The organism is Deltaproteobacteria bacterium (genome assembly GCA_035063765.1).
Lineage (GTDB): Bacteria > Myxococcota_A > UBA9160 > UBA9160 > PR03 > CAADGG01.
Genome location: JAPSFT010000042.1, coordinates 1 through 21038 on the forward strand (window position 1 = coordinate 1; position 21038 = coordinate 21038).

Annotated in this window: 22 protein-coding genes, 6 tRNA genes and 1 pseudogene; 10 read left to right on the forward strand and 19 right to left on the reverse strand. The window is 74.4% G+C overall.

Translation table 11 applies throughout. The features are described from left to right. The 7 genes from OZ948_19185 to OZ948_19215 all read right to left on the reverse strand — a co-directional run. Positions 1–120 (reverse strand): GTP-binding protein (locus OZ948_19185; GenBank protein ID MEB2346849.1); only part of this gene is annotated, 120 nt, incomplete at its 3' end. A gap of 28 nt (positions 121–148) precedes the next feature. Beyond that, positions 149–224 (reverse strand) — tRNA-Thr (locus OZ948_19190). Positions 225–241: 17 nt separating this feature from the next. After that, positions 242–318, reverse strand: a tRNA-Gly gene (locus tag OZ948_19195). A 115-nt stretch (positions 319–433) separates the two neighbouring features. After that, a tRNA-Tyr gene (locus tag OZ948_19200) sits at positions 434–519 on the reverse strand. Between the two features lie 217 nt (positions 520–736). Then, positions 737–812, reverse strand: a tRNA-Thr gene (locus OZ948_19205). A gap of 104 nt (positions 813–916) precedes the next feature. Then, the gene (rlmB, locus tag OZ948_19210; GenBank protein ID MEB2346850.1) at positions 917–1759 is read right to left on the reverse strand and encodes a 23S rRNA (guanosine(2251)-2'-O)-methyltransferase RlmB; all 843 of its coding nucleotides are present in this window, start codon (positions 1757–1759) and stop codon (positions 917–919) included. Then, positions 1756–3021 (reverse strand): DUF4388 domain-containing protein, encoded by a 1266-nt coding sequence (locus tag OZ948_19215; protein MEB2346851.1) that lies wholly within the window; start codon positions 3019–3021, stop codon positions 1756–1758. The genes rlmB and OZ948_19215 overlap by 4 nt, the downstream gene beginning before the upstream one ends. A gap of 165 nt (positions 3022–3186) precedes the next feature. Between OZ948_19215 and OZ948_19220 the strand changes: the two genes are divergently transcribed. Beyond that, complete coding sequence (locus OZ948_19220) at positions 3187–3564, forward strand: PilZ domain-containing protein (protein MEB2346852.1); 378 nt, start codon at positions 3187–3189, stop codon at positions 3562–3564. A 51-nt stretch (positions 3565–3615) separates the two neighbouring features. Beyond that, positions 3616–3933, forward strand: coding sequence for a hypothetical protein (locus OZ948_19225; protein MEB2346853.1), 318 nt, complete (start codon positions 3616–3618; stop codon positions 3931–3933). Positions 3934–4001: 68 nt separating this feature from the next. Here the strand turns inward: OZ948_19225 and OZ948_19230 are convergent. Then, a tRNA-Leu gene (locus tag OZ948_19230) sits at positions 4002–4083 on the reverse strand. Positions 4084–4118: 35 nt separating this feature from the next. Between OZ948_19230 and OZ948_19235 the strand changes: the two genes are divergently transcribed. Then, positions 4119–4940: a glycosyltransferase family 2 protein gene (locus OZ948_19235; protein ID MEB2346854.1), complete on the forward strand. Its 822-nt coding sequence runs from the start codon at positions 4119–4121 to the stop codon at positions 4938–4940. Here OZ948_19235 and OZ948_19240 read toward each other — a convergent pair. Then, positions 4909–4983 (reverse strand) — tRNA-Cys (locus tag OZ948_19240). The two genes, OZ948_19235 and OZ948_19240, sit on opposite strands and share 32 nt — an antisense overlap. 102 nt (positions 4984–5085) lie before the next feature. Between OZ948_19240 and crcB the strand changes: the two genes are divergently transcribed. Together crcB and OZ948_19250 are read left to right on the forward strand one after the other, a co-directional pair. Then, positions 5086–5460 (forward strand): fluoride efflux transporter CrcB, encoded by a 375-nt coding sequence (crcB, locus tag OZ948_19245; protein ID MEB2346855.1) that lies wholly within the window; start codon positions 5086–5088, stop codon positions 5458–5460. Continuing rightward, positions 5457–6971: an SUMF1/EgtB/PvdO family nonheme iron enzyme gene (locus OZ948_19250; protein ID MEB2346856.1), complete on the forward strand. Its 1515-nt coding sequence runs from the start codon at positions 5457–5459 to the stop codon at positions 6969–6971. The genes crcB and OZ948_19250 overlap by 4 nt, the downstream gene beginning before the upstream one ends. On the opposite strand, the gene OZ948_19255 is transcribed toward OZ948_19250, so the two are convergent. Genes OZ948_19255 through nuoB form a run of 8 tightly spaced genes read right to left on the reverse strand, consistent with a single transcriptional unit; the run spans position 6902 to position 13614 of the window. Next, entirely contained in the window at positions 6902–7231 is a 330-nt protein-coding gene (locus OZ948_19255; GenBank protein ID MEB2346857.1) for a hypothetical protein, read from the reverse strand. The genes OZ948_19250 and OZ948_19255 overlap by 70 nt on opposite strands. Beyond that, a complete protein-coding gene (locus OZ948_19260; protein ID MEB2346858.1) occupies positions 7228–8448 on the reverse strand; it encodes an NADH-quinone oxidoreductase subunit D in 1221 nt (406 codons plus the stop codon). The genes OZ948_19255 and OZ948_19260 overlap by 4 nt, the downstream gene beginning before the upstream one ends. Before the next feature lie 4 nt (positions 8449–8452). After that, complete coding sequence (locus tag OZ948_19265; protein MEB2346859.1) at positions 8453–8953, reverse strand: NADH-quinone oxidoreductase subunit C; 501 nt, start codon at positions 8951–8953, stop codon at positions 8453–8455. Continuing rightward, on the reverse strand, positions 8953–9525 hold the full coding sequence (locus OZ948_19270; GenBank protein ID MEB2346860.1) for an NADH-quinone oxidoreductase subunit I: 573 nt from the start codon (positions 9523–9525) through the stop codon (positions 8953–8955). Before OZ948_19270 ends, OZ948_19265 begins: the two co-directional genes overlap by 1 nt. A gap of 12 nt (positions 9526–9537) precedes the next feature. Continuing rightward, positions 9538–10242 (reverse strand): lipoyl(octanoyl) transferase LipB, encoded by a 705-nt coding sequence (gene lipB / locus OZ948_19275; GenBank protein MEB2346861.1) that lies wholly within the window; start codon positions 10240–10242, stop codon positions 9538–9540. Beyond that, entirely contained in the window at positions 10239–11600 is a 1362-nt protein-coding gene (locus OZ948_19280) for a dihydrolipoamide acetyltransferase family protein (GenBank protein MEB2346862.1), read from the reverse strand. Before OZ948_19280 ends, lipB begins: the two co-directional genes overlap by 4 nt. A gap of 28 nt (positions 11601–11628) precedes the next feature. Then, positions 11629–13029 (reverse strand): dihydrolipoyl dehydrogenase, encoded by a 1401-nt coding sequence (lpdA, locus tag OZ948_19285; GenBank protein MEB2346863.1) that lies wholly within the window; start codon positions 13027–13029, stop codon positions 11629–11631. A 60-nt stretch (positions 13030–13089) separates the two neighbouring features. Next, positions 13090–13614, reverse strand: coding sequence for an NADH-quinone oxidoreductase subunit NuoB (gene nuoB / locus OZ948_19290; protein MEB2346864.1), 525 nt, complete (start codon positions 13612–13614; stop codon positions 13090–13092). 122 nt (positions 13615–13736) lie between these two features. Between nuoB and OZ948_19295 the strand changes: the two genes are divergently transcribed. From OZ948_19295 to hemH, 5 genes are read left to right on the forward strand one after another with little or no spacing between them, the layout of a single operon-like run. Beyond that, positions 13737–14996, forward strand: a complete 1260-nt coding sequence (locus OZ948_19295; GenBank protein ID MEB2346865.1) for a DegT/DnrJ/EryC1/StrS family aminotransferase — start codon at positions 13737–13739, stop codon at positions 14994–14996. A 30-nt stretch (positions 14997–15026) separates the two neighbouring features. After that, a complete protein-coding gene (locus OZ948_19300) occupies positions 15027–15806 on the forward strand; it encodes a CDP-diacylglycerol O-phosphatidyltransferase (GenBank protein MEB2346866.1) in 780 nt (259 codons plus the stop codon). Then, positions 15803–17131, forward strand: a complete 1329-nt coding sequence (locus OZ948_19305; GenBank protein MEB2346867.1) for an FAD-dependent oxidoreductase — start codon at positions 15803–15805, stop codon at positions 17129–17131. The genes OZ948_19300 and OZ948_19305 overlap by 4 nt, the downstream gene beginning before the upstream one ends. Before the next feature lie 9 nt (positions 17132–17140). Further along, entirely contained in the window at positions 17141–17827 is a 687-nt protein-coding gene (locus OZ948_19310) for a DUF4336 domain-containing protein (protein MEB2346868.1), read from the forward strand. Continuing rightward, positions 17818–18882 carry a ferrochelatase gene (gene hemH, locus OZ948_19315; protein ID MEB2346869.1) on the forward strand — a complete coding sequence of 355 codons (1065 nt, stop codon included), beginning with the start codon at positions 17818–17820 and terminating at the stop codon, positions 18880–18882. The genes OZ948_19310 and hemH overlap by 10 nt, the downstream gene beginning before the upstream one ends. A gap of 496 nt (positions 18883–19378) precedes the next feature. Here hemH and hpnH read toward each other — a convergent pair. Both hpnH and OZ948_19325 read right to left on the reverse strand, forming a co-directional pair. Beyond that, positions 19379–20383, reverse strand: a pseudogene (gene hpnH, locus OZ948_19320) (adenosyl-hopene transferase HpnH). A 3-nt stretch (positions 20384–20386) separates the two neighbouring features. Next, positions 20387–21038 (reverse strand): 4-hydroxy-3-methylbut-2-enyl diphosphate reductase (locus OZ948_19325; GenBank protein MEB2346870.1); only part of this gene is annotated, 652 nt, incomplete at its 5' end.

Sequence of the window (21038 nt, forward strand, 5' to 3'; positions counted from 1 at the left end):
CCCCTTCGCCGCCTGCCGCTGCGTGATCGCCGCCGTCAACGTCGTCTTGCCGTGGTCCACGTGACCGATCGTCCCCACGTTCACGTGCGGCTTCGTGCGCTCGAACTTCGCCTTGGCCATGGCTTCCCTCTCTCCCGCTACGTCGTGCTGGAGCCCACGACCGGGATCGAACCGGTGACCTCGTCCTTACCAAGGACGTGCTCTGCCAACTGAGCTACGTGGGCCTCGTTCCTTCTCTGATTGGAGCGGGAAACGGGATTCGAACCCGCGACCCCGAGCTTGGAAGGCTCGTGCTCTAGCCAGCTGAGCTATTCCCGCTCGTAGACTCCTGTTGCGTTCAAGCCGAAGAGTTCGTTGCAGGTTCCGGGGGCGTCCCGATGGACTCCGCTCGCCTGTGGCTCGCTGCGCGCGCCGGCTTCGCCCCCGCTTGCTCTGGTGGAGAGGGGAGGATTCGAACCTCCGAAGGCGTGAGCCAGCAGATTTACAGTCTGCCCCGTTTGGCCGCTTCGGTACCTCTCCGGTCCGCGCGCGTGCACGCGCGGGAAAAAGGGCAAGGGCAACCCGTCCCCATTCCGTGTCGGACATCGCTTGCCTGCGACGCTGGGACACGGGGTGTCCGGATTGCTGGTCTCGTTGTCGATTCGCCGCCGTGCCAGGCCGGTCCGCCGACGTCGCTCGCCCCTCGATGCGCCAGGGTCGCGCGCTCGGTCCCGATCGCTCTCCGCCGTGCGCTCGATGGAGCTGGCGAGGGGACTCGAACCCGTAACCTGCGGATTACAAATCCGCCGCTCTACCAGTTGAGCTACGCCAGCCCGGCTTGGCGATCGGCGCACTATAGCGGTTGACTCCCCCCCGGCAAGATCGCTGCCAAGTCCGTGGCGTCCGGCCCGGGACGGGACGGGGCGACCCGAGGGGATCACGGCCCTGGGAGACGGGTCCGGCGGGTCCATTCGAAGAGCACGACGGCCGCGGCCGAAGCCACATTCAACGACCCGATCCGACCCCGCATCGGGATCCGGTAGAGGGTGTCGGCTGCGGCCCGGATGCCGGGGCGGAGGCCCCGGCCCTCGGCGCCGACGACCAGGACGAGCCGGCGGTCGAAGAGCCGGTCGGGCGTCTCGTAGAGATCGAGCGGCGCGTCGGGGGTGGCACCGTGCACCCAGAAGCCCCGCTCCTTCAAGAGATGGAGTGCGCGCGCGAGGTTCCCGACCCGGGCCACCGGGAGGTGCTCGAGGGCGCCCGCGCTCGCCCGGGCGACTGCGGGCGAGAGCGGGGCCGCGCGCCGCTCGGGAAGCAGCACTCCCCCGACCCCGGCGGCGTCCGCCACCCGCAGGATGGCGCCGACGTTCTGCGGGTCTTCGACCCCATCGAGGGCCACGAGCCAGCCCGCCTCGTCCGGCGCCGGCACCAGCGCCTCGAGCGGGAGCTCGGGGATCGGCCCGGCCTCGAGGAGCACGCCCTGGTGCGGGAGGCCGGCCGGCGCCACGCGGTCGAAGTCGCCAGCCGGTCGCGCCTCGACCGCCACCCCGCCCTGCTCGGCGAGCCGGGCCAGATCCATCTGCTCCTCGCGCAGGCCGTCGGCGCCGCAGCGCAGCAGCAGCCGGTGGAGGGCGCGGCGCCGGGCCCGCAGCGCCTCGCGCGCCGGGTGCACGCCCAGCAGGCGTTCGATCCCTTCCGGATCGGGCGGGGTGGGGATGCCGGTCGGCGCCCGGCGCCGTCCGCGCGAGGAGCGCGGACGGCCGGCGGCAGGGTGTCTCACGCGAGCAGCTTAGCGCGCAGCGGCTCCACGGATCGCAGCACCGCGTCGGCGTCCGCGATGGCGGGATGGTTCTTCACCTCGAATTCGAGGTAGTCGGCCAGGGCGGCGAGCGCCTCGCGGACGTCGCCTTGCCGCTCGGGCGGCAGCGCGAGGGCGCGCTCGATCAGGAGCTCCGAATCGAGGGTGGCCCCTCGGCCCGGCCGGACGCCCGCCAGCAGCCCCGGGAAGCGACCGGCCACCTCTTCGACCGTCCCGGCGAAGCGCTCGCGCAGGCCGTCGCCGCCGGCGACCGCGTCGAGCGCCGCGGCCAGCTCGCCGAGCAGCTTCACGGCGTCCTGGACGTGCGCGCGCAGGCGCTCGCCCGGGTCGTTGCGGCGCACGCGCTGGGTCGTGTCGGGGTCGTCGTCGACGCGCCGGATGCGCACCGCACCGGCGCGGTGCAGGAGCTGGAGCGTGCGGGCGCAGGTCGGGGGGTCGAGGCCGATCCGGCGGCACAGGGGCCCGAACGCGGACACCTCGCCGAGCGCCTCGAAGATCAGGCGCTCGGTCCCGCCGAGGCTCTCGCGACGGTGCGGCACCGCCTCGATGCGGACGCGCGCATCGGCAAGGGCGGCCACGAAGCGCCGCAGCTCGTCGCGCCAGCGCAGCCCCGCCTCGACCAGCCGCTGGCTCGGCAGCGAGAGCCGCACGACGTTGTCGGGCTGCACCTCGCCGTCGAAGAAGCAGAGCCAGCCCGCCGGATACGAGAACAGCGAGCGCACGATCTCCTCGACCTGGCGCTGCAGCCCCGTCCACAGCTCGCGCGGGCTCAGGAGCCCGCGCTCGACGAGGATCTTCCCGAAGCGCCGCCCGCTGCGATAGCTGCGCTCGGCGTCGCGCAGCTCGTCGAGCGAGATCGTGCCGGCGCGCAGCAGCGAGTGGCCGAGCCGGTCGATGCGCTGGTTCGACGCCGCGAAGGACACCTCGCCCCCGTGGAACCAGACCCACTTCGCGTGGTCCTCGTGGACGAAGTGGAGGAGGCCCGACTTGCCCGCGCGCTGCAGCCAGCCGAACACCTCCGGCAGCGGGAAGGCCCGCACGTCCGCGCACAGCGCGAGGTCACGATCGGCCGGGAGATGGGGATCCTCGCCCGGCCGGAGCTCCGCGAGCAGCACCCGTGCGCTCCGCATCCGGACGCGTGCCCACTCGCCCGGCGCGAGCCCGAGCGCCTCCCGGAGCGGAGGCTCCGGGGGATCCGTCTGGGATGCGACGCGCTCGCGCATGGAACTCCCGAGCGGCTCTTGGCACTCGCGATCCACGGGGCTCGCAGCGCGCGCCGCGGCCCTGGCCTCCCCTGTTCGACGCCGGCGCCGCAGGGCTTGAGCGCCGGGGGCTGCACTCAAGCTGCCGGGGAGTTGCACCGAAACGGGCTGCCGGAGGACCCTGCGATGGACCCGCACGCCGCCGGCCAGCGCCGCCGCTACCAGCGCGTCGAGCTCGACGCGCCGATCCGGGTCTCGACGATCGATCCCGAGCTCGACCCCTACACCGGCCGCTCCTTCTTCCGCTCCTTCGAGGACCGCTGCGTGAACCTCTCGCGGGGGGGCCTCCTGCTGCGCAGCCACGAGACGCTGGCGCCCGGGCGGCGCATCCTGCTCGAGGTGGAGCTGCCCGGCGGGCCGCGCTTCGAGGCGGTGGCGCGCATCGCCTGGACCAGCCCCGCCGGCGAGGAGCTCGACCACGGGATCGAGTTCCTCGGCGGCATCCCGGACCACCTGACCCGTCTCGAGCGCTTCCTCGGGCGGGCCCTGCACAGCGCCGCCTGAGGCCGCGACGACTTGAACCCCACCGCGCCCTCCGGGTATCCTGGGCGCCCCATGCGCCCCCCCGGCAGCTACAAGATCGCGAGCCGCGCCCGCGCCTTCGACGCGCTCCTCGACCCGCGCCGGCGCGGCGCACGCCGGGTGCGCCGGATCGTCGAGTCGCTGCGCGACCAGATCGTGGACGGGGGGCAGGAGACGGGCCTCCGGATCCGCCAGGTGTTCTCGACCCCGCGCGAGATCTTCCGGGTCGAGATCGAGCGCCCCGAGCTCGCCTACCAGCGCACCACCCTGCTCGACCGGGATGCCCTCGAGGCGCTGCTCGCCGCCGACGACGTCCGCGCCCGCGTTCGCAGCCGACTCGGCCCGCCGTGACGGCCCCGCGCGCGAGCTGAGACGAGGGAACGGCCAGACGGGCAGGATCCCCGAGTGGGAGAGGCGGGTGCCCGGGGCAGGGCTCGAACCTGCACGGCCAGTGGCCAGGCGATTTTAAGTCGCCCGCGTCTGCCATTCCGCCACCCGGGCGTTCCGAGCGAAGCAACCGAGGATACCCGAGCCAGATGTTCCACGGAAGCAAGATCGTCGTCGTCATGCCGGCCTACAACGCGGCGAGTACCCTGGAGAAGACCTTTCGCGAGATCCCTCTCGACCTGGTGGACGAGGTGCTCGTCACCGACGATGCGAGCCAGGACGCCACGGTGGCGGTCGCGCGCAACCTCGGCCTGCGTACGATCGTGCATCCCCAGAACCGCGGATACGGGGGCAACCAGAAGACCTGCTACACCGAAGCGCTTCGGCTGGGCGCCGACGTGGTCGTGATGCTCCATCCCGACTACCAGTACACGCCGAAGCTGATCGCGGCGATGGCGACGCTGATCGTGGACGGGCCGTTCGACCTGGTGCTGGGCTCGCGGATCCTGGGCGGCCGCGCCCGGGCCGGCGGCATGCCGCTCTGGAAGTACGTCGCGAACCGCTTCCTGACGGCGGCCCAGAACACGCTCCAGGGAGCCAAGCTCTCCGAGTACCACACCGGCTACCGCGCGTTCTCGCGCCGCGTGCTCGAGACGATCCCGCTGCTCGAGAACTCCGACGACTTCGTCTTCGACAACCAGTTGCTCGCGCAGGCGCTCCACTGGGGCTTCGAGATCGGTGAGGTGAGCTGTCCGGCGGCCTACTTCCCCGAGGCCTCGTCGATCGGGTTCCGGCGCTCTCTGACCTACGGGATCGGCTGCCTCCGGACGGCAGGAAGCTTCTTCCTGCAACGCCGCGGCTGGCGCTCGTACCCGATCTTCTCGGCGAGCGGCCGCCGGCTCCCGATCGAAGGGGCCGACGCGCGCGCGCTGGAACCACTGGAGGCCCGGGCGGGAATCGAACCCGCATGAACGGATTTGCAGTCCGCTGGCTGAGCCATTCACCCACCGGGCCTCGACGGTCGCGGACGATAGGGGATCGGCCCACGTGAAGCGACAAGCGCCCTCGCGCTGAACGCGCCGGGCGGGGACACTCGCCTCCGCGCTAGCGTGCGGCATGCGCTGGCTGTGGGTGTTCCTCGGTGGCGGCATCGGCTCGGTGCTCCGCTACCTCGTCGGCGGGTGGGTGCAGGGCGCGGCCGGCACCGCCTTTCCCTGGGGCACCTTCGTGGTGAACGCAAGCGGCTGCTTCGCGATCGGCGTGCTGGCGACCTGGCTCACCGAACGCTCCGCCCCGGCGCCCGAGCTCGGCACCTTCCTGCTGGTCGGCGTGCTCGGTGGCTACACCACCTTCTCCAGCTTCGGCATCGAGACCTTCCGCCTGCTCGAGGCGGCCGCGTGGCTGCACGCCGCCGGCAACGCGCTGGGCAGCATGGCCGCGGGGCTGGCGGGCGTGACCGCCGGCGTCCTGCTGGCGAGGTCGGTTCCGTGACGGCGCGGGGCGAGGCCCGCGCCCTGCTGGCCATCCTGTCCTGGGTCCTGCTCGCCACGCCTGCCTCTGCGGTGACCTTCGAGTGGGTCACGGTCGGCGATCCGGGGAACGCGCCGGACGCGGCCGAGAACTGCCTCGGCACCGGCTGCGGCGCCGTCGCCCACGTCTTCGAGATCGCCAAGTACGAGGTCACGCAGGCGCAGTACGTGGAGTTCCTGGACACGAAGGCGGCTACGGACCCGCATGGCCTCTTCAACCCGCTGATGGAGAGCGAGGAGCAGGGCGGCATCACCCGCAGCGGAAGCGCCGGAAGCTACGCCTACGCCACGAAGGCGGGCTTCGCGAACAAGCCGGTGAACTACGTGTCCCTCTACGACGTGTTCCGCTTCGCGAACTGGCTTCACCATGGCCAGGGGAGCGGCGACACCGAGACCGGCGCCTACACCATCACGGAGCAGGGCATCGAGGAGAGCTCGATCGCGCGCAACCCGGGCGCCTCGTTCGCGGTGCCGAGCGAGAGCGAGTGGTACAAGGCGGCCTACTTCGACGGCTCGCGCTACTTCGACTACCCGGCGGGCTCCGACACGGTGATCGCGTGCGCCGCCCCGACGGCGGCCCCGAACAGCGCGAACTGCAGCTCCGCGGTGGGCGGCGCGACCGACGTGGGCTCCTACCCGGGCTCGCCGAGCCCCTACGGCACCTTCGACCAGGGCGGCAACTTCTTCGAGTGGAACGAGACCGTCGTCGAGGGCGACTACGTCCCCATCCACGGCGGAGGATGGGGCAGCGGGGATTTCGCGCTGGCCGCCTCCAGCATCGAGGGCGCCGCGCCGGCCACCGAGTTCGGGATCCGGATCGGCTTCCGCCTGATCCGGCCGGTTCCCGAGCCGGCCGGCGCCGCGGGCGCCGCGGCCCTTTGCCTGCTGGCGCTCGCCGCGGGCGGGCGGCGCCCCGCGCGCCGGCGCTCACCACGAGGGGAGCGGGTGGAGCGAGCCGGCCATGCGCAGGGCGAAGCCCCCGCCGGCCGTCTCGACCGCCAGGAGCAGCTCGGCCTGCGCGCCACGCTCGAAGCGGGCCGGCAGGCCGCCCGCGACGAGCGGGCGCTTCACGGTGCACAGGAGCGCGCCGGGATCGAGGGCCGACGGGCGCAGGCTCGCGGGCTCGAGCGGCTCCTCGCTGCGGTCGGAGAGCGCGGCGGTCCCGCGCGCCAGATCGACCGTGCGCACGAAGAAGCCCGCCTCCTCGACCTCGATCTCGCCGCGGAAGTGCGCCACCTGCACGACGTACTTGCCCTCCGCGGGCAGGAAGCGCACCGAGCGCTCGAAGAGCGCGCGCAGGCGCGCGTTCCGGATCGGAAGCCCCTCGTGGGTGAAGCGGCCGTCGCGGTGCAGGACCAGGCCGAAGGGGCGCAGCGGCGGCGGGCCGGGCGCTCCCGGAGCGTTCACCCCGGCAGCGGCTCGGGCTCGAGCGAGCCGTCGCGGCGCACGCGGAAGGCGCCCAGGAAGTCGTAGCGGTTCCAGAGCACCACGCGGACGACCTCGCGGTCCTCGACGTAGACCCACTTCTCGTTCCAGCGCAGGCCCTGTTCCTCGTGCGTTCGCGGGTCGTTCACGCTGCCGCTCTGGTCGCTGGGCGCGCCCAGGAGGAACCAGACCTTGCGGCGGGTCACCTTGCCGGGGTGGACGGCGAACTGCGGCTCGCCGGCGGTCCCCTGGCGCCGGGGGGAGTCCGGGGGTCCGGCGCCCGGACGCGCAGCGGCCGCAGCACTCACCGGTCGCACTCCCCGCCGATCATGTTCACGAAGTCGAAGGTGGGGATGAGGTCGGCGAGCATCGCGCCGCGCAGCATCTTCGGCATCGGCTGGAGATTGAGGAAGCTCGGCGGGCGGCAGCGCACTTTCCAGGGCTGGGCGGAGCCGTCCGAGACCAGGTAGAAGCCGAGCTCGCCGTTGGCCGACTCGATCGCCTGGTAGGCCTCGCCAGCCGGGACCATCGGGCCCTCGGTCACCGCCTTGAACTGCTGGATCAGCTCCTCCATCGCGTTGAACACGCGCCCCTTGGCGGGCCAGCGCACGCGCGGGTCGTCCACGTCCACCGGGCCGGGGCCGAGCCGCTCGAGCGCGGCCACGCACTGCTCGACGATCCGCAGGCTCTGCTGCATCTCCTCGACGCAGACCAGGTAGCGGTCGTAATTGTCGCCCACCTCGCCGATCGGGACGTCGAAGTCGACCCGGGCGTACTCGAGGTAGGGCTGGTCCTTGCGCAGGTCGAGCGGCACGCCGGCAGCGCGCAAGATCGGGCCGGTGACGCCGTAGCGGATCAGCTCCTCCTTGGGGAGCATGCCGGTACCGCGCATGCGGTCCACGAAGAGGCGGTTCTGCGTGATGACGGCTTCGAAGTCACGCAGGAGATCGCGGATCTTCGCGATGTTCTCGCGGCACTGCGCGGGGAAGCTCGGGACCAGGTCGTGCTTCACGCCGCCGATGCGCACGTAGTTGGACGTCACCCGCGCGCCGCACAGCATCTCCTGCAGGTCCCAGGTCAGCTCGCGGGCCTCGATCCCGTACAGGAACGGCGTCATCGCCTGGAGCTCGAGGCAGGCGGCGCCACAGCGGGTCAGGTGGTCGCCGAGCCGCGACAGCTCGCCGGCCAGCATGCGCAGCCACCGGCAGCGCTCGGGCGTCTCGATCCCGAGCAGCTTCTCGACCGCCAGGCAGTAGCCGATGTTGGCGAGGATCGCGGAGTTGTAGTTGAGGCGATCCGTGTAGGGGATCGCCTGGTACCAGGTGCCGCTCTCGCACTCCTTCTCGAAGCCGCGGTGCAGGAAGCCGACCTGGATGTCGAGGTCGACGATGCTCTCGCCGTCGAGCTCGATCAGGAACTTGACCGTGCCATGGGTCGCCGGGTGCGACGGTCCCATGTTGAGGACCTGGGTCTCGGCGTGGAGATCGCCTTCGACCTCCGGGTTGCGTCGCAGCGGCTCCGACATGGGCTCAGTTCCTCGGCCCGATCAGCGGCTGGCGCCGCTCCTTCGGGTAGTCCTTGCGCAGCGGGTGGCCCTCGAACTCCTCGTAGAGGAGGATCCGGCGCAGGTCCGGGTGGTTGCGGAAGCGGATCCCGTAGAGGTCGAAGACCTCGCGCTCGAGCCAGTTGGCGGCCGGCCAGACCTCCACGCAGGAGTCGATCTGGCAGGGCACCTCCGGCACCCCGGCCTTGACCCGGAGGCGCTGGAGGGTCGTCGTCGAGAGCAGGTGGTAGACCACCTCGAAGCGCGGGCCGGCGTGATCGGGATGGCGCAGGTAGTCCACCGCGCACAGGTCCGCGAGCATGTCGAAGCCGCAGCCCGGGTCGTCGCGCAGGAAGCGCAGGACCTCGACCACCCGCCCGGCGTCGACGATCGCGGTCGCGTCGCCGTGCTGCGCGTGGGTGGCGGCGAGCGCACTGCCGTGGGCGTCGAGCAGGCGGCGCAGGGCCGGAGATCCGAGGTCTTCCATCAGCGCCGCGGCTCCACCGGCGCATGGCTGCGCTCGTACTCGGCGCGCAGGAACTCGAGGCGGCGCTTCAGGAGCGACCCGGGCACCAGGAGCTGCTCCTTGTGGTAGGTCATGGGCGCCCGGTCGTAGGTCGCGAGCTCCACCTGGCGGCTCATCACGATCGCCTCCTCGGGGCAGGCCTCCTCGCACAGGCCGCAGAACATGCAGCGCGACATGTCGATGTCGAAGGCCTCGGGCCAGCGCTCGATGCCGCGCTCGGGAAGCTCGCCCGGTACGATCGAGATGCAGTCGGTCGGGCACGCGAACTCGCACAGGCCACAGGCGACGCAGCGCGGCAGGCCGTCGTCGAGCGCCACCAGCACCGGCATGCCGCGGAAGGCATCGGGGTAGTCGAGGCGCTCCTCGGGATACTGCACGACGAAGGCGGTCGGCCGGCCCGACAGGAAGCCGGCGAGGTTGCGGAAGAAGTGCCGGCTGGTGACGACGAGGCCCCACAGGATGGCGGGCAGGTAGGTCCACTCGAACCAGCCCGTGTTCTCGCGGCGCTTCACTTTGACGACGCGCGCGGTCATCGTAGGTGCAGCCTAGCGGAGGGCTGCGGCTGCGGCGAGACGATCCGGGGCCGGGAACGCCTCCGCGAAGCGATCGGCGACGACGCGGCGCGCCCACGCCTCGAGGTCCGCGGGCGCCGATGCGCCGAGCTCGCGGGCGAGCGAGGTCATCGCCACGTCGCGCAGGCCGCAGGGCACGATCAGGTCGAAGGCGGCGGGGTCGAGGGTCACGTTGAGCGCGAAGCCGTGCCAGGAGATCCAGCCCCGCAGCCCGACCCCGATCGAGGCCACCTTGCGCGCCGGCCCCGGTGCGCCGGGCGTCGCGAAGACACCGGTCTGGCCCGGCCGCGTGTAGCCCTCCACACCGAGCGCGCCGAGCGCCCGGACCAGGGCGGCCTCGATGCGGCGCAGGAGCGCGCCCGCGTCGGCCTCGCCGCGGGCCGCCAGGTCCACCACCAGGTAGCCCACGAGCTGGCCCGGGCCGTGATAGGTGGCGTCCCCGCCGCGGGCGACCCGGTGCACCTCGATGCCGCGGGCTGCGAGCGCCTCGGGCGGCGCCAGCACGTGCTCCTCGCGCCCGCGCCGACCGAGGGTGATCACCGGGGGGTGCTCGAGGAGCAGCAGGGCGTCGCCGGCCTCGCCGCGCCGGCGCGCCTCGATGCGCCGCTCCTGGAGCGCCAGCGCCTCGGCGTAGGGGACCCGGCCGAGCCACTCGACCGCGAGGCCCCCACGCCTCACAGCTCGAAGGCCGCCCCCTCCAGCAGCGTGCGCACGTGGTGGAGGAAGGCGTTCGCGGGGGCGCCGTCGACGGCGCGGTGGTCGTAGGAGAGCGCCAGGTGCAGGATCGGGCGGATCACGATCGCCTCCGCGCCGTCCAGCTCCCGCACCACCGGCCGCCGCACGATCTCGCCCATGCGCAGGATCCCGACCTGCGGCTGGTTGATGATCGCGAAGCCGTAGAGGTTCCCGTGCCGGCCGGGGTTCGAGACCGTGAAGGTTCCGCCGCGCAGCTCGTCGGGCGAGAGGCGCTTCGCGCGCGCGCGGCTCGACAGGTCCTCGATCGCCTCCGCAAGCCCGAGCAGCGAGAGCCGCTCGGCCTGGCGGACGACCGGCACCACCAGCCCCTTCTCGGTCTCCACGGCGACACCGACGTGGATCGCCTTCTTCTCGACGATGGCGTCCTCGAGCACCGAGGCGTTGAGACGCGGGAACTCGCGGAGCGCCTGCACCGCCGCGTGGACGATGAAGGGCAGGTAGGTGAGCCCGAAGCCGTGCGCCTCCTGGAAGGCGCGCTTGTGCGCGTCGCGCAGCTTGACGACGCCGTGCATGTCCACCTCGGCGACGGTGCCGACGTGGGGCGCGAGCTGCTTCGAGAGCACCATGTGCTCGGCGACGATCCGGCGCAGCGGGGTCATCGGGATCAGCCGGTCGCCGGGCTGGAGCTGATAAGAGAGATAGGGCGGACGCTTGCCGCCCGCGGGGAGGAACGCCGCGACCGCGCGCGTCTCGCCCCCCTCGCCGGCCGCCGCCTCCGGAGCACGTACAGCGGACCGCGCGGCAGCGGGCTCCGCAGCGTCGGGCTCCGCGGCAGCGGGAGTCGAAGCAGCGGGCTTCGCGACCCGAGCGCGCTCGACGTCGGCCTTGCTGACGCGGCCTCCGGGGCCGGTCGCGGTCGCCGCGGCGAGCGACACGCCTTCGGCCTCCGCGAGCCGGCGCGCGGCCGGTGTCGCGCGCACCTCCGGCGCCTGCGCCGCGGCATCGGACGCCTGGCGCGCCGGGGCTGCCGGCGTGCCGGCCCCGCGCTCGCCCGCGCTCGCCTCCGGCTTGCCGCGGCCTGCCGCCGCTCCCGCCGTCTGCGTACCCGCCGCGAGGCGGAGCAGCGCCGTGCCGACCGCGACCGTCTCGCCCTCCGCCACCAGGATCTTCTCGACCACGCCGTCCTCGGGCGACGGGATCTCGGCGTCGACCTTGTCCGTGGTGACCTCGACGAGCGGCTGGTCGCGCTTCACGGACTCGCCCTCGCGCACGAGCCAGCGTGCGATCGTGCCCTCGACCACGCTCTCGCCGAGCTGCGGCAGCTCCACCGTCACCGACATGCGTCCCTCTCCTTCGCGTGGCCGCGGGTCAGAAGTTGAGCGAGCGCCCCTCGGCGGCCAGCGACGCCTCCAGGATCGCCTCGGAGAGCGTCGGGTGCGCGTGCGAGGTGGCGCCGATCTCGGCCGTCGTCGCCTCGAGCGTCATCGCGAGCGAGAGCTCGGCGATCAGCTCGGTCGCACCGTGGCCGACCAGGTGGGCGCCCACGATCTGCCCGAAGCGCGGCTCCGCCACCACCTTCGCGAAGCCCGCCGTGTGCGCCGACGCCACCGCCTTGCCCGAGGCCGTGAAGGGGAAGCGGCCCACGCGCACCTCGCCGTAGCGCTCCTTCGCCTGCGCCTCGGTGAGCCCGATCCAGGCCACCTGGGGCTGCGCGTAGATGCAGCCCGGGATCTTCTCGGGGTCGACGGCGGGCCGCTCGCGGCCGGCGATCCACTCGGCCGCGGCGACGCCCTCCTCGCTCGCCTTGTGCGCGAGCAGGGGTGCGCCGGCGAGGTCGCCGATCGCGCGCACGCTCGGCACGCTCGTCACGAGGCGCGCGTCGACCGTGACGAAGCCCTTCGCGTCGGTGGCGACGCCGGCCGCTTCGAGCCCGAGGTCGGCCGAGAGCGGCCGGCGCCCGATCGCCACCAGCACCTGCTCGGCGCGCAGCTCCTCCTCCCGCTCGCCCGTGCGCACCCGCACGCGCACGCCGTCGGGCTCGACCTTCAGCTCCTCGAAGCGCGTGCCGGTGCGCACGGCGATCCGCTTGCGCCGGAACTCGCGCTCGAGCGCCTGCGCCACGTCGGGGTCCGCCCCGGGCAGCATCTGGCCCGCCATCTCGATCACCGTGACCTGCGCGCCGTAGCAGCCGTAGACGTAGGCGAACTCGACCCCGACCGCGCCGGCGCCGATCACCAGCAGCGAGCCCGGGATCGTCTTCGACGCGAGCGCCTCGCGCGAGGTCAGGACGCGCCGGCCGTCCACCTCGATGCCGGGCGGCGTCCACTCGGCGGAGCCGGTCGCGAGCACGACGTTCGCGGCCTCGAGCAGACCCTCGCCGGCGCCGGTGACGGCCACCGAGGTCGGGCCGGCGAGGCGCCCGCGCCCGCGCACCAGCGTGATCCGGTGCTTCTCGAGGAGCGACTCCACCCCCTTGCACAGGCGGTCGGCCACCTTGCGGCTGTGGTCGATCGCCCGGCCGTAGTCGAGCCGCAGCTCGCCGGCGACGACGCCGAAGGTAGGCCCGTGCGCGCGCAGCGTCTCGACCAGCTCGGCGCCGGTGAGCAGCGCCTTCGAGGGGATGCAGCCCCAGTTGAGGCACACCCCGCCCGGCCGGTCCTCCTCGACCACCGCCACCTTCTGGCCGAGCTGGGCGGCGCGGATCGCGCCCACGTAGCCGCCCGGGCCGGCGCCCACCACCACCAGGTCGAAGCGACCACCCGCCGCCAAGGCGACCTCCTCGTCTCTCCGGCCCGGATCGGAGCGCCCGCCGCCCCGCTCGGGGGTTTGCTACGGGACCGGCTTCTCGACGACCGGCAGGCGGAGCTCCTCGAGCTCCTTGTGCCGGCCCTGGGCGGGCACGCGCTCGGCCTGCACGCGGTCCTGGAGCTTCATCAGGCCGTCGAGGACCGCCTCGGGCCGCGGCGGGCAGCCGGGGATGTAGACGTCCACCGGGATGATCGTGTCGATGCCCTGGACCGTGGCGTAGTTGTTGTACGGGCCGCCCGAGCAGGTGCAGGCGCCGAAGGCGATCACCCACTTCGGCTCCGCCATCTGGTCGTAGATCTTCTTCAGGATGGGCGCCTGCCGGTGGCTGATCGTGCCCACCACCATCAGCAGGTCGGCCTGGCGCGGCGAGAAGCGGGGCAGCGCGCAGCCGAAGCGGTCGAGGTCGTAGCGGGGCCCGGCGACCGACATGAACTCCATGCCGCAGCACGCCGTCACGAACGGGTACAGGAACATCGAGTACTTGCGGCCCCAGTTGAAGACCGCGTCGACCTTCGTGGTCAGGAAGGTCTCGTCGCCGCTGCGCATGTACTCGAGCTGGCGGCTGTCCTTGAAGCGGTTGCCCGACGCCATGAAACCCCCGGAACGACGCGAGCATAGCGGCTGACCGGGGAAGCGACAGGCGCGCTGCGGCCGGTATCGTCGTGGACGTGTCGGCGCGAGAGGGATGCGAGACGATGGAGGCGGGCGGCGTGCCGGAGCGGAGGGGCGAGTCCGCCGCCAGCGGGGCCGAGGGCTTCGTCGCCCGGCGGCTCGGCCGCCTGCCGCCCTGCGACGGCGGGATCGAGGATCCCGCCGCCCTGCTCGAGCCCGCGCCGGCGGATCTCGCCACGCGCGTCGCGGCGGCGCTCGCCGGGCGGTGCGGCGCGCGCGGCGTGCTGCTGCGGCGATCGCGGTGTGATGCGCTGCGCGTGGCGCTGCGCGCCGCCGCGGCACGCGCGGGACGGGACGAGGTCGTGCTCCCCGCCTATGCGCCGTGGTCGCTCGCGGCCGCGGCCACGGCCGCAGGGCTGCGCATCCGGCTCGTCGACGTCGACGAGCGGGGCGCCATCGATCCCGTTGCGCTCGCGCTGCTTCCGCTCGAGCGCGTGGCGTGCATCGTCGTCGCGAGCCCACTCGGGATCGCCGAGCCCGTGGCGCCGGTGGCGGCAATCGCGCGGCCGCGGGGCGTCTGGATCGTCGACGACGCCACCGAGAGCTTCGGCGGCGCCGCGAGCGACGGCGCCGCCGGCGCGCGCGGCGCGCTCGGCGTGATCGGCTTCGGGCGGGGCGAGCCCCTGCAGGCGCTCGGCGGCGGCGCCGTGCTCTGGCACGACCCGGGCCTGCGCGCCACGGGCGGCCCGCCGGTGGCGCCGCAGCGCAGGCGCGCGTGGTGGCGCGCGCGCGTCGCGAACGCAGCGCTCCGTCCGCTCGCCTGCGCCGTGCTCGCCTCGCCATCCCTCGCACGCACCGGCGCGCCACTCCTCGAGAGCAGCTTCGCGCGCGGCCCGATCGACGGCGCCGCGCTGGTCCTGTGCGCGCACGCGCTCGCGCGCTGCGACGCCGCCCGCGAGCGGCGCGAGGCCGAGGCACTGCGGCTCGCGGCCGCCCTGCGCGCGCGCACGGCCTTCGCGCCGATCCTGCCGCCGCCCGGGGCGCGCGGCGCCTTCCCGCGCCTCGTGCTGCGCGCGCCGGATCGCGCGCGCTGCGACGCCGCACTCGCCGCCCTCACGCGCCACGGCGCGGCGCGGCCCCTCCCCGCGCCCCTCGACGCGGTGCCCGCCCTGCACGCCCGCCTCGCCGCGCGCCCCGCGATCCCGGGCGCCCGCGCGCTCGCCGAGCGCCTCCTCACCCTGCCCGTCCACGGCGGCCTCCGCGGCCCGCGCCTGGAGCTCGTCCTCGCCACCCTCGCCCGCCTCGCCCCCGCCTGAGCGCGGGAGTTCGGGTATCGTGTCGGCCGCATGGCCACGGCGCCGGAACGACACGGGCGGCTGCCGCGCCGCTTCGAGCGGGCGCGGCGCTTCGGCCGGCGCGCGGGCGGGCCGGGCGGCGACCCGCGCCGGGTCGGGCTCGCCTGGGGCGTGCACGCCTTCACCGCCAGCGGCGCCGTGGTGGGCGCCATCGCCCTGCTCGCGGTGGTGGCGGGCAACCTGCCCCAGGCCGCGGTACTGATGCTGGTCGCGCTCGCGATCGACTCGGTCGACGGCACGCTCGCCCGTGCGGTCAAGGTCGGCGAGGTGCTCCCCGGCATCGACGGCCGTCGCCTCGACGACATCGTCGACTACCTGAACTACGTGATCGTGCCGGTCGTGTTCCTGGTGGCGGCAGGCTACCTCGGCCCGTGGCTCGCCGCGCTCCCGATCCTGGCCAGCGCCTACGGCTTCGCCCAGCAGGACGCCAAGACGGACGACGGCTTCTTCGTGGGCTTCCCGTCCTACTGGAACGTGATCGCGCTCTACGTGTGGCTGCTCGACGTCGCCCCGCTCACCGCGGGGATCGTGGTGGCGCTCTTCGCGATCGGCGTCTTCGTCCCGCTCAAGTACATGTACCCGAGCAAGATGCCGGTGCTGCGCCGGACCACGAACGCGGCCGGCGGCCTGTGGGTGGCGGCGATGGCGCTCGCGGTCGTGGCGCCGCAGCTCCGCCAGCACCTCCCCTTCGTCGAGGCGACCCTCGTCTTCCCCGCCTGGTACCTGCTGCTCTCGTTCCGCTACGGCGGGCTCGCGCGCAAGGCTGCATGAGCCGGCCGGCGGGTGCGCAGGCGGCGCTGCGGCTGCCCGAAGAGGAGGTCTCGCTCGCCGGGTCCTTCGACCTCGTCGTCGCGGGCGGCGGCGCGGCGGGCTGGGCAGCGGCCGTCACCGCGGCGCGCCGCGGCCTGCGCACCGCGCTCGTCGAGGAGATGCCCTTCCTCGGCGGGATGAGCACGGGCGGTGCCGTCGGCACCTTCTGCGGCTTCTACGGCAAGGGCGCCGACGGGGCGCTCGTGCCGCTCGTCGGCGGGCTCCCGCTCGCCGTCGCCGACGCGCTGCGCGCGCGCGGGCACGCCTACGGCCCGGTGCCCTTCCGCGAGACCGCCGCCCTGCCCTACGTGCCGTGGGGCGCGAAGCTCCTCTACGAGGAGTGGGCCGCGGCGGAGCCGAACCTCCGGCTCTGGCTCCACGCACGCGTGACCCACGCCGTCGTCGAGGACGGCGCGATCCGCGCGGTCGCGCTCTCCGTGCGCGGCGGGCGCGTCGCCCTCGCGGCGCGCGTCTTCGTCGACGCCACCGGCGACGCCGAGCTCGCGCGCCTCGCCGGCGCGCCGGTCGAGCGCGGCGACGAGATCCAGTACCCCTCGACGATGTTCACGATGCAGCACGTCGACCTGGGCCAGGCCGCGGCCGCGCTGCGCGAGCTGCCGCGCCTGCTCGCCGAGCACTTCGAGGGCGAGGGCCTGCCGCGCAAGGGCGGCAACCTGATCCCGAGCGGGCGCCCCGGCGAGGTGCTGGTCGCGCTCTCGCGCATCGCGCGGGCGGACCGGCCGCTCGACGCGGGCGACCCCGAGGAGCTCACCTGGGGCGAGCTCGAGGGCCGCCGCCAGGTGGCGCGCCTCGCCGACTTCCTGCGCCGGCGCGTGCCCGGCTTCGCCGACGCCTTCGTCGCCGACAGCGCGTTCCGGCTCGGCGTGCGCGAGACGCGCCGGATCGCGGGCGAGTACGCGCTCGGCGCCGACGACGTGCTCGGCGGCCGCCGCTTCCCCGACGGCATCGGCCGCGCGGCCTGGCCCGTCGAGCGCCACGTGGCCGGCGGCGAGACGCTCTGGCGCTTCCTCGAGCCCGGCGCCTGGTACGACATCCCCTATCGCTGCCTGCTCCCGCGCGGCGTCACGAACCTGCTCTGCGTCGGCCGCTGCCTCTCGGCCGACGCCGACGCCTTCGCGTCGGTGCGCGTGATCGGCCCGTGCATGCTCGAAGGCCAGGCCGCGGCGCTGGCTGCCCGCCAGATCACCGAGCGCGGCGTCGCCGCCGCCGCGGTGGACCCCGCCGCCCTGCGGCGGGAGCTTTCCGCGCTCGGCGTGCCTCTCTAGACTCGGCCCGTGGCCGCCCCGCTCCGCCCGCTCGCCCGCGACGTGTGGGTCGCCGAGCGAACCTTCCGCGCACTCCCCGGGCTCGACATCGGCACGCGCATGACGGTCGTGCGCCTGCCCGGCGGCGGCGTCGTCCTGCACTCGCCGGTCGCGGCCGACGAGGCGACACGGAAGGCGGTCGAGGCGATCGGCCCGGTGCGCGCGATCGCCTGCCCGAACAAGGTCCACCACCTCTTCGCGGGCGGCTGGAAGCTCGCCTGCCCGGAGGCGCGCCTGCTCGCCGCGCCGGGCCTCCCGGCGAAGCGCCGTGACCTCGCCTTCGACGGCCTGCTCGGCGACGACCCGGACCCGGCCTGGGGCGACGGGCTCGCGACGATCCACGTGCGCGGCATCCCGCTGATGGAAGAGGTCGCGTTCCTGCACCCGGCGAGCCGCACGCTGCTCCTCACCGACCTCGCCTTCCATCCGACGGCCGCCTCCTCGCCGGGCCTGCGCCGCTGGGCCCGGATCTCACGCGTGCGCGGCGGCTTCGGCCCGAACGCGGTCGTGCGCCTCGCGATCCGCGACCGCCGGGCCGTGCGCCGCAGCCTCGACCGCGTGCTCGCCTGGGACTTCGAGCGCGTCACCGTCACGCACGGCGAGGTGCTCGAGACGGGCGGCCGCGCCGCGCTGCGCCGTACCTGGGAGTGGCTGTGACCACGACCGCGCAGCCCGTCGGGGTCCTGCTCGTGAACCTGGGCTCGCCCGAGGCGCCGACGCCGCGCGCGGTGCGCCGCTACCTGCGCGCCTTCCTGGGCGACCCGCGGGTGCTCGACCTGCCGGCGTTGCCGCGCCGCCTGCTCCTCGAGGGCGCGATCCTGCCGACCCGCCCGCGCGCCTCCGCCGCGGCCTACGCGAAGATCTGGACGCCGGAGGGCTCGCCACTGCTCGTCCACGGCCGCGCGCTGCGCGACGCGCTCGCCAAGCGCCTCGGCGAGGGCTTCGCCGTCGAGCTCGCGATGCGCTACGGCGTACCCGCGATCCCGCCGGCCCTCGATCGCCTCGCGAAGGCGGACTGCCGGAAGGTCGTGGTCCTCCCGCTCTTCCCGCAGTCGGCGGCCGCCACCACCGGCTCCGTGCTCGAGGCCGTCTACCGCGCCGCGGGCGCGCGCGGGAACCCGCCGCCCATCGAGGTCGTCGCCCCCTTCTACGACGACCCGGGCTTCGTCGCGGCGCTCGCCGCGGTCGCGCGCGAGATCCCCGAGGAGCGGCGCCCCGACCACCTGCTGCTCTCCTTCCACGGCCTCCCCGAGCGCCAGATCCGCAAGAGCGACCCGAGCGGCGCCCACTGCCTCGCGAGCAACACCTGCTGCGACGCGATCGGCGCCGTGAACCGCGCCTGCTACCGCGCCCAGTGCATCGCCACGAGCCGCGCCCTGGCCCGCGCGCTCGGCGTCGCCGACGAGGACTGGACGCTCTCCTTCCAGTCCCGCCTCGGCCGCATCCCCTGGATCCGGCCCTACACCGACGAGATCCTGCCCTTCCTGCGCGACCGCGGCGTCGAGCGGCTCGCCGTCCTGTGCCCCTCCTTCGTCGCGGACTGCCTCGAGACGCTCGAGGAGATCGGGATCCGCGGCCGCGAGCAGTGGCTCGCGCTCGGCGGCGAGGACCTCGTGCTGGTCCCCTGCCTGAACGCACACCCGGCCTGGGTGGAGGCCGTGGCGGGCTGGATCGCGACGCGTGCCGGCGAGGGTCCATCGCCCCGCACCTGAAGGCGCCGGCCGCCGTGGGCGCCGGCGGCCGCCCCGTGGCGGGCCCAGCTCGAGGAGGGGTGCGGCGAGCCCCGTGGAGGCCTCAACGGCCCGGCCGTCCGACCCCGGAGCGGACGCCTGCCTCACCCTGCGCCGCCGCGCGCAGCGCCACGCGCTCGCGGCCGCGCTCGGCGACCGTGCGGCCGCGCTCGGTCTGGTCGCGGCCGCTGAAGACGACCCGGCGCACGCGCGCGGTCGCGAGCGGGCTCGCGCTCGTGGCACCGCGGCGCCACACCTGGAGGACGTCGGGCCGGGCGTCGACGACGAAGCCCTCGAGGGCGCTGCCGTCGTCGAGGACCAGCGTCACGTCGCCGCGGTAGCGGAAGGCGGCGCGCAGCGACTCGGGGGTGGCGTCGAGCTCGGTGCCGGGCGCGGGGCCCGTCTCCTCGACCAGCGGCGGCTGGGCCGCGGCCGCCGCACGGCCCGTCGGCTGCGGCACGCGCGGCCCGAAGAGCGCCGCGCGCGCGACCGCCAGGAAGCCGCGCAGCGAGGAGAAGCCGTCGTCCACGGCGCTCGCCTCGAAGCCGCTGTGGACCATGCAGTTGCGGCAGGCCGGGTTGCCGCTGGCCGGGCCGTAGCGATCCCATTCGGTGTCGTCGGCGAGCTCCCGGAAGCTCTTCGCGTAGCCCTCCTGGAGCAGGTAGCAGGGCTTCTGCCAGCCGAAGACCCCGTAGCTCGGCATGCCCCAGGGCGTGCAGGGGTAGTCGCGGGCGCCGGTCAGGAACTCGGCGAAGAGGGGCGACTGGTTGAAGCGCCAGCGGGCGCCGCGCTCCTTGCCGAGCCGGAACAGGCGCCGGAACAGCTCGCGGGTCGCCTCCCGGGCGAGGAAGTGCTCCTGGTCCGGAGCCGCGGAGTAGGCGTAGCCCGGCGACACCATCATCCCCTCGACGCCGAGCCGCATCATCGCGTCGAAGAAGTCCGCCGTGCGCTCGGGGTCGACGCCGTGGAAGAGCGTGGTGTTGGTCGTCACGCGGAAGCCGCGTGCGAGCGCCTTCTCGATCGCACGGACGGCGGTCCGGTAGGTCCCGGGCCGGCACACCGAGGCGTCGTGCTCGGCCTCGAGGCCGTCGAGGTGGATGCTGAAGCTCAGGTACTTGGTGGGCTGGAAGAGGTCGAGCTTCTCCTCGAGGAGCAGCGCGTTCGTGCACAGGTAGAGGTACTTGCGGCGCGCGACGAGGCCGGCCACCAGGCGCTCGATCTCGGGGTGCATGAGCGGCTCGCCGCCCGGGATGCTGACGACCGGCGTGCCGCACTCGTCGACGGCGCGCAGCGCGTCCTCGACCGAGAGCTGCGACTTCAGGACCTGGGAGGGGTACTGGGTCTTCCCGCAGCCGGCGCACGAGAGGTTGCAGCGATAGAGCGGCTCGAGCATCAGGACCAGCGGGTAGCGCTTGCGCCCGGCGAGCTTCTGGCGCAGCACGTAGGCCGCCACCGTGGCCATCTGCGAGATCGGAACGGGCATGGGTCAGGCACCTCGTGTCGTCGTCGTCGTCGTCGCCGTCGTTGCGAGCGGATCGGGTGCGGCAGCATAGGGGCTCGTGACGGCGGCGGCCCAGTGCCCGAGCGCGGGCGCCGCGGCGCGCAGCCCGCGCAGCACCGAGAGAAGCCGCCAGGGCAGATCGGGCCGCCAGAGCTCCTGGGCGGGGCCGTCGAGCACCACGCGCAGCACCGCGAAGGGCCGGCCCGCCGCGGCGGCCGCGAGCCAGAGCGACTCCATGTCGACGGCGCCCGCGCCGGTGGCGAGGAGCGCGGCGCGCCGCGCGCCGGCCGCGAGCGCCGGGGCGCCCGCGATCACGGCCGGCTGCGCCGCGATCCCGAGCGCGGCGAGCGCGGTGAGGAGCGGCTCGGGCGCGAGCGCGACCTCCTCGCCGCCGGGGCCCCGGAGCGCCGACGCCACCAGCACGTCGCCGGGCGCGAAGCGACGGTCGAGCGCGCCGCACACGCCCGCCACCGCGATCGCCGGCGCGGCGGCCGCCCGCAGCCGCGCCGCGGCCCGCGCCGCGCGCCGCGGCCCCATCCCCGTCCGCACGACCCGCGCCCCGGGCACCGCCCCACGCACCGCCAGCCACTCCACCCCCAACGCCACCGCGATGGCAAGCGGCGGGGACAGACCCGGC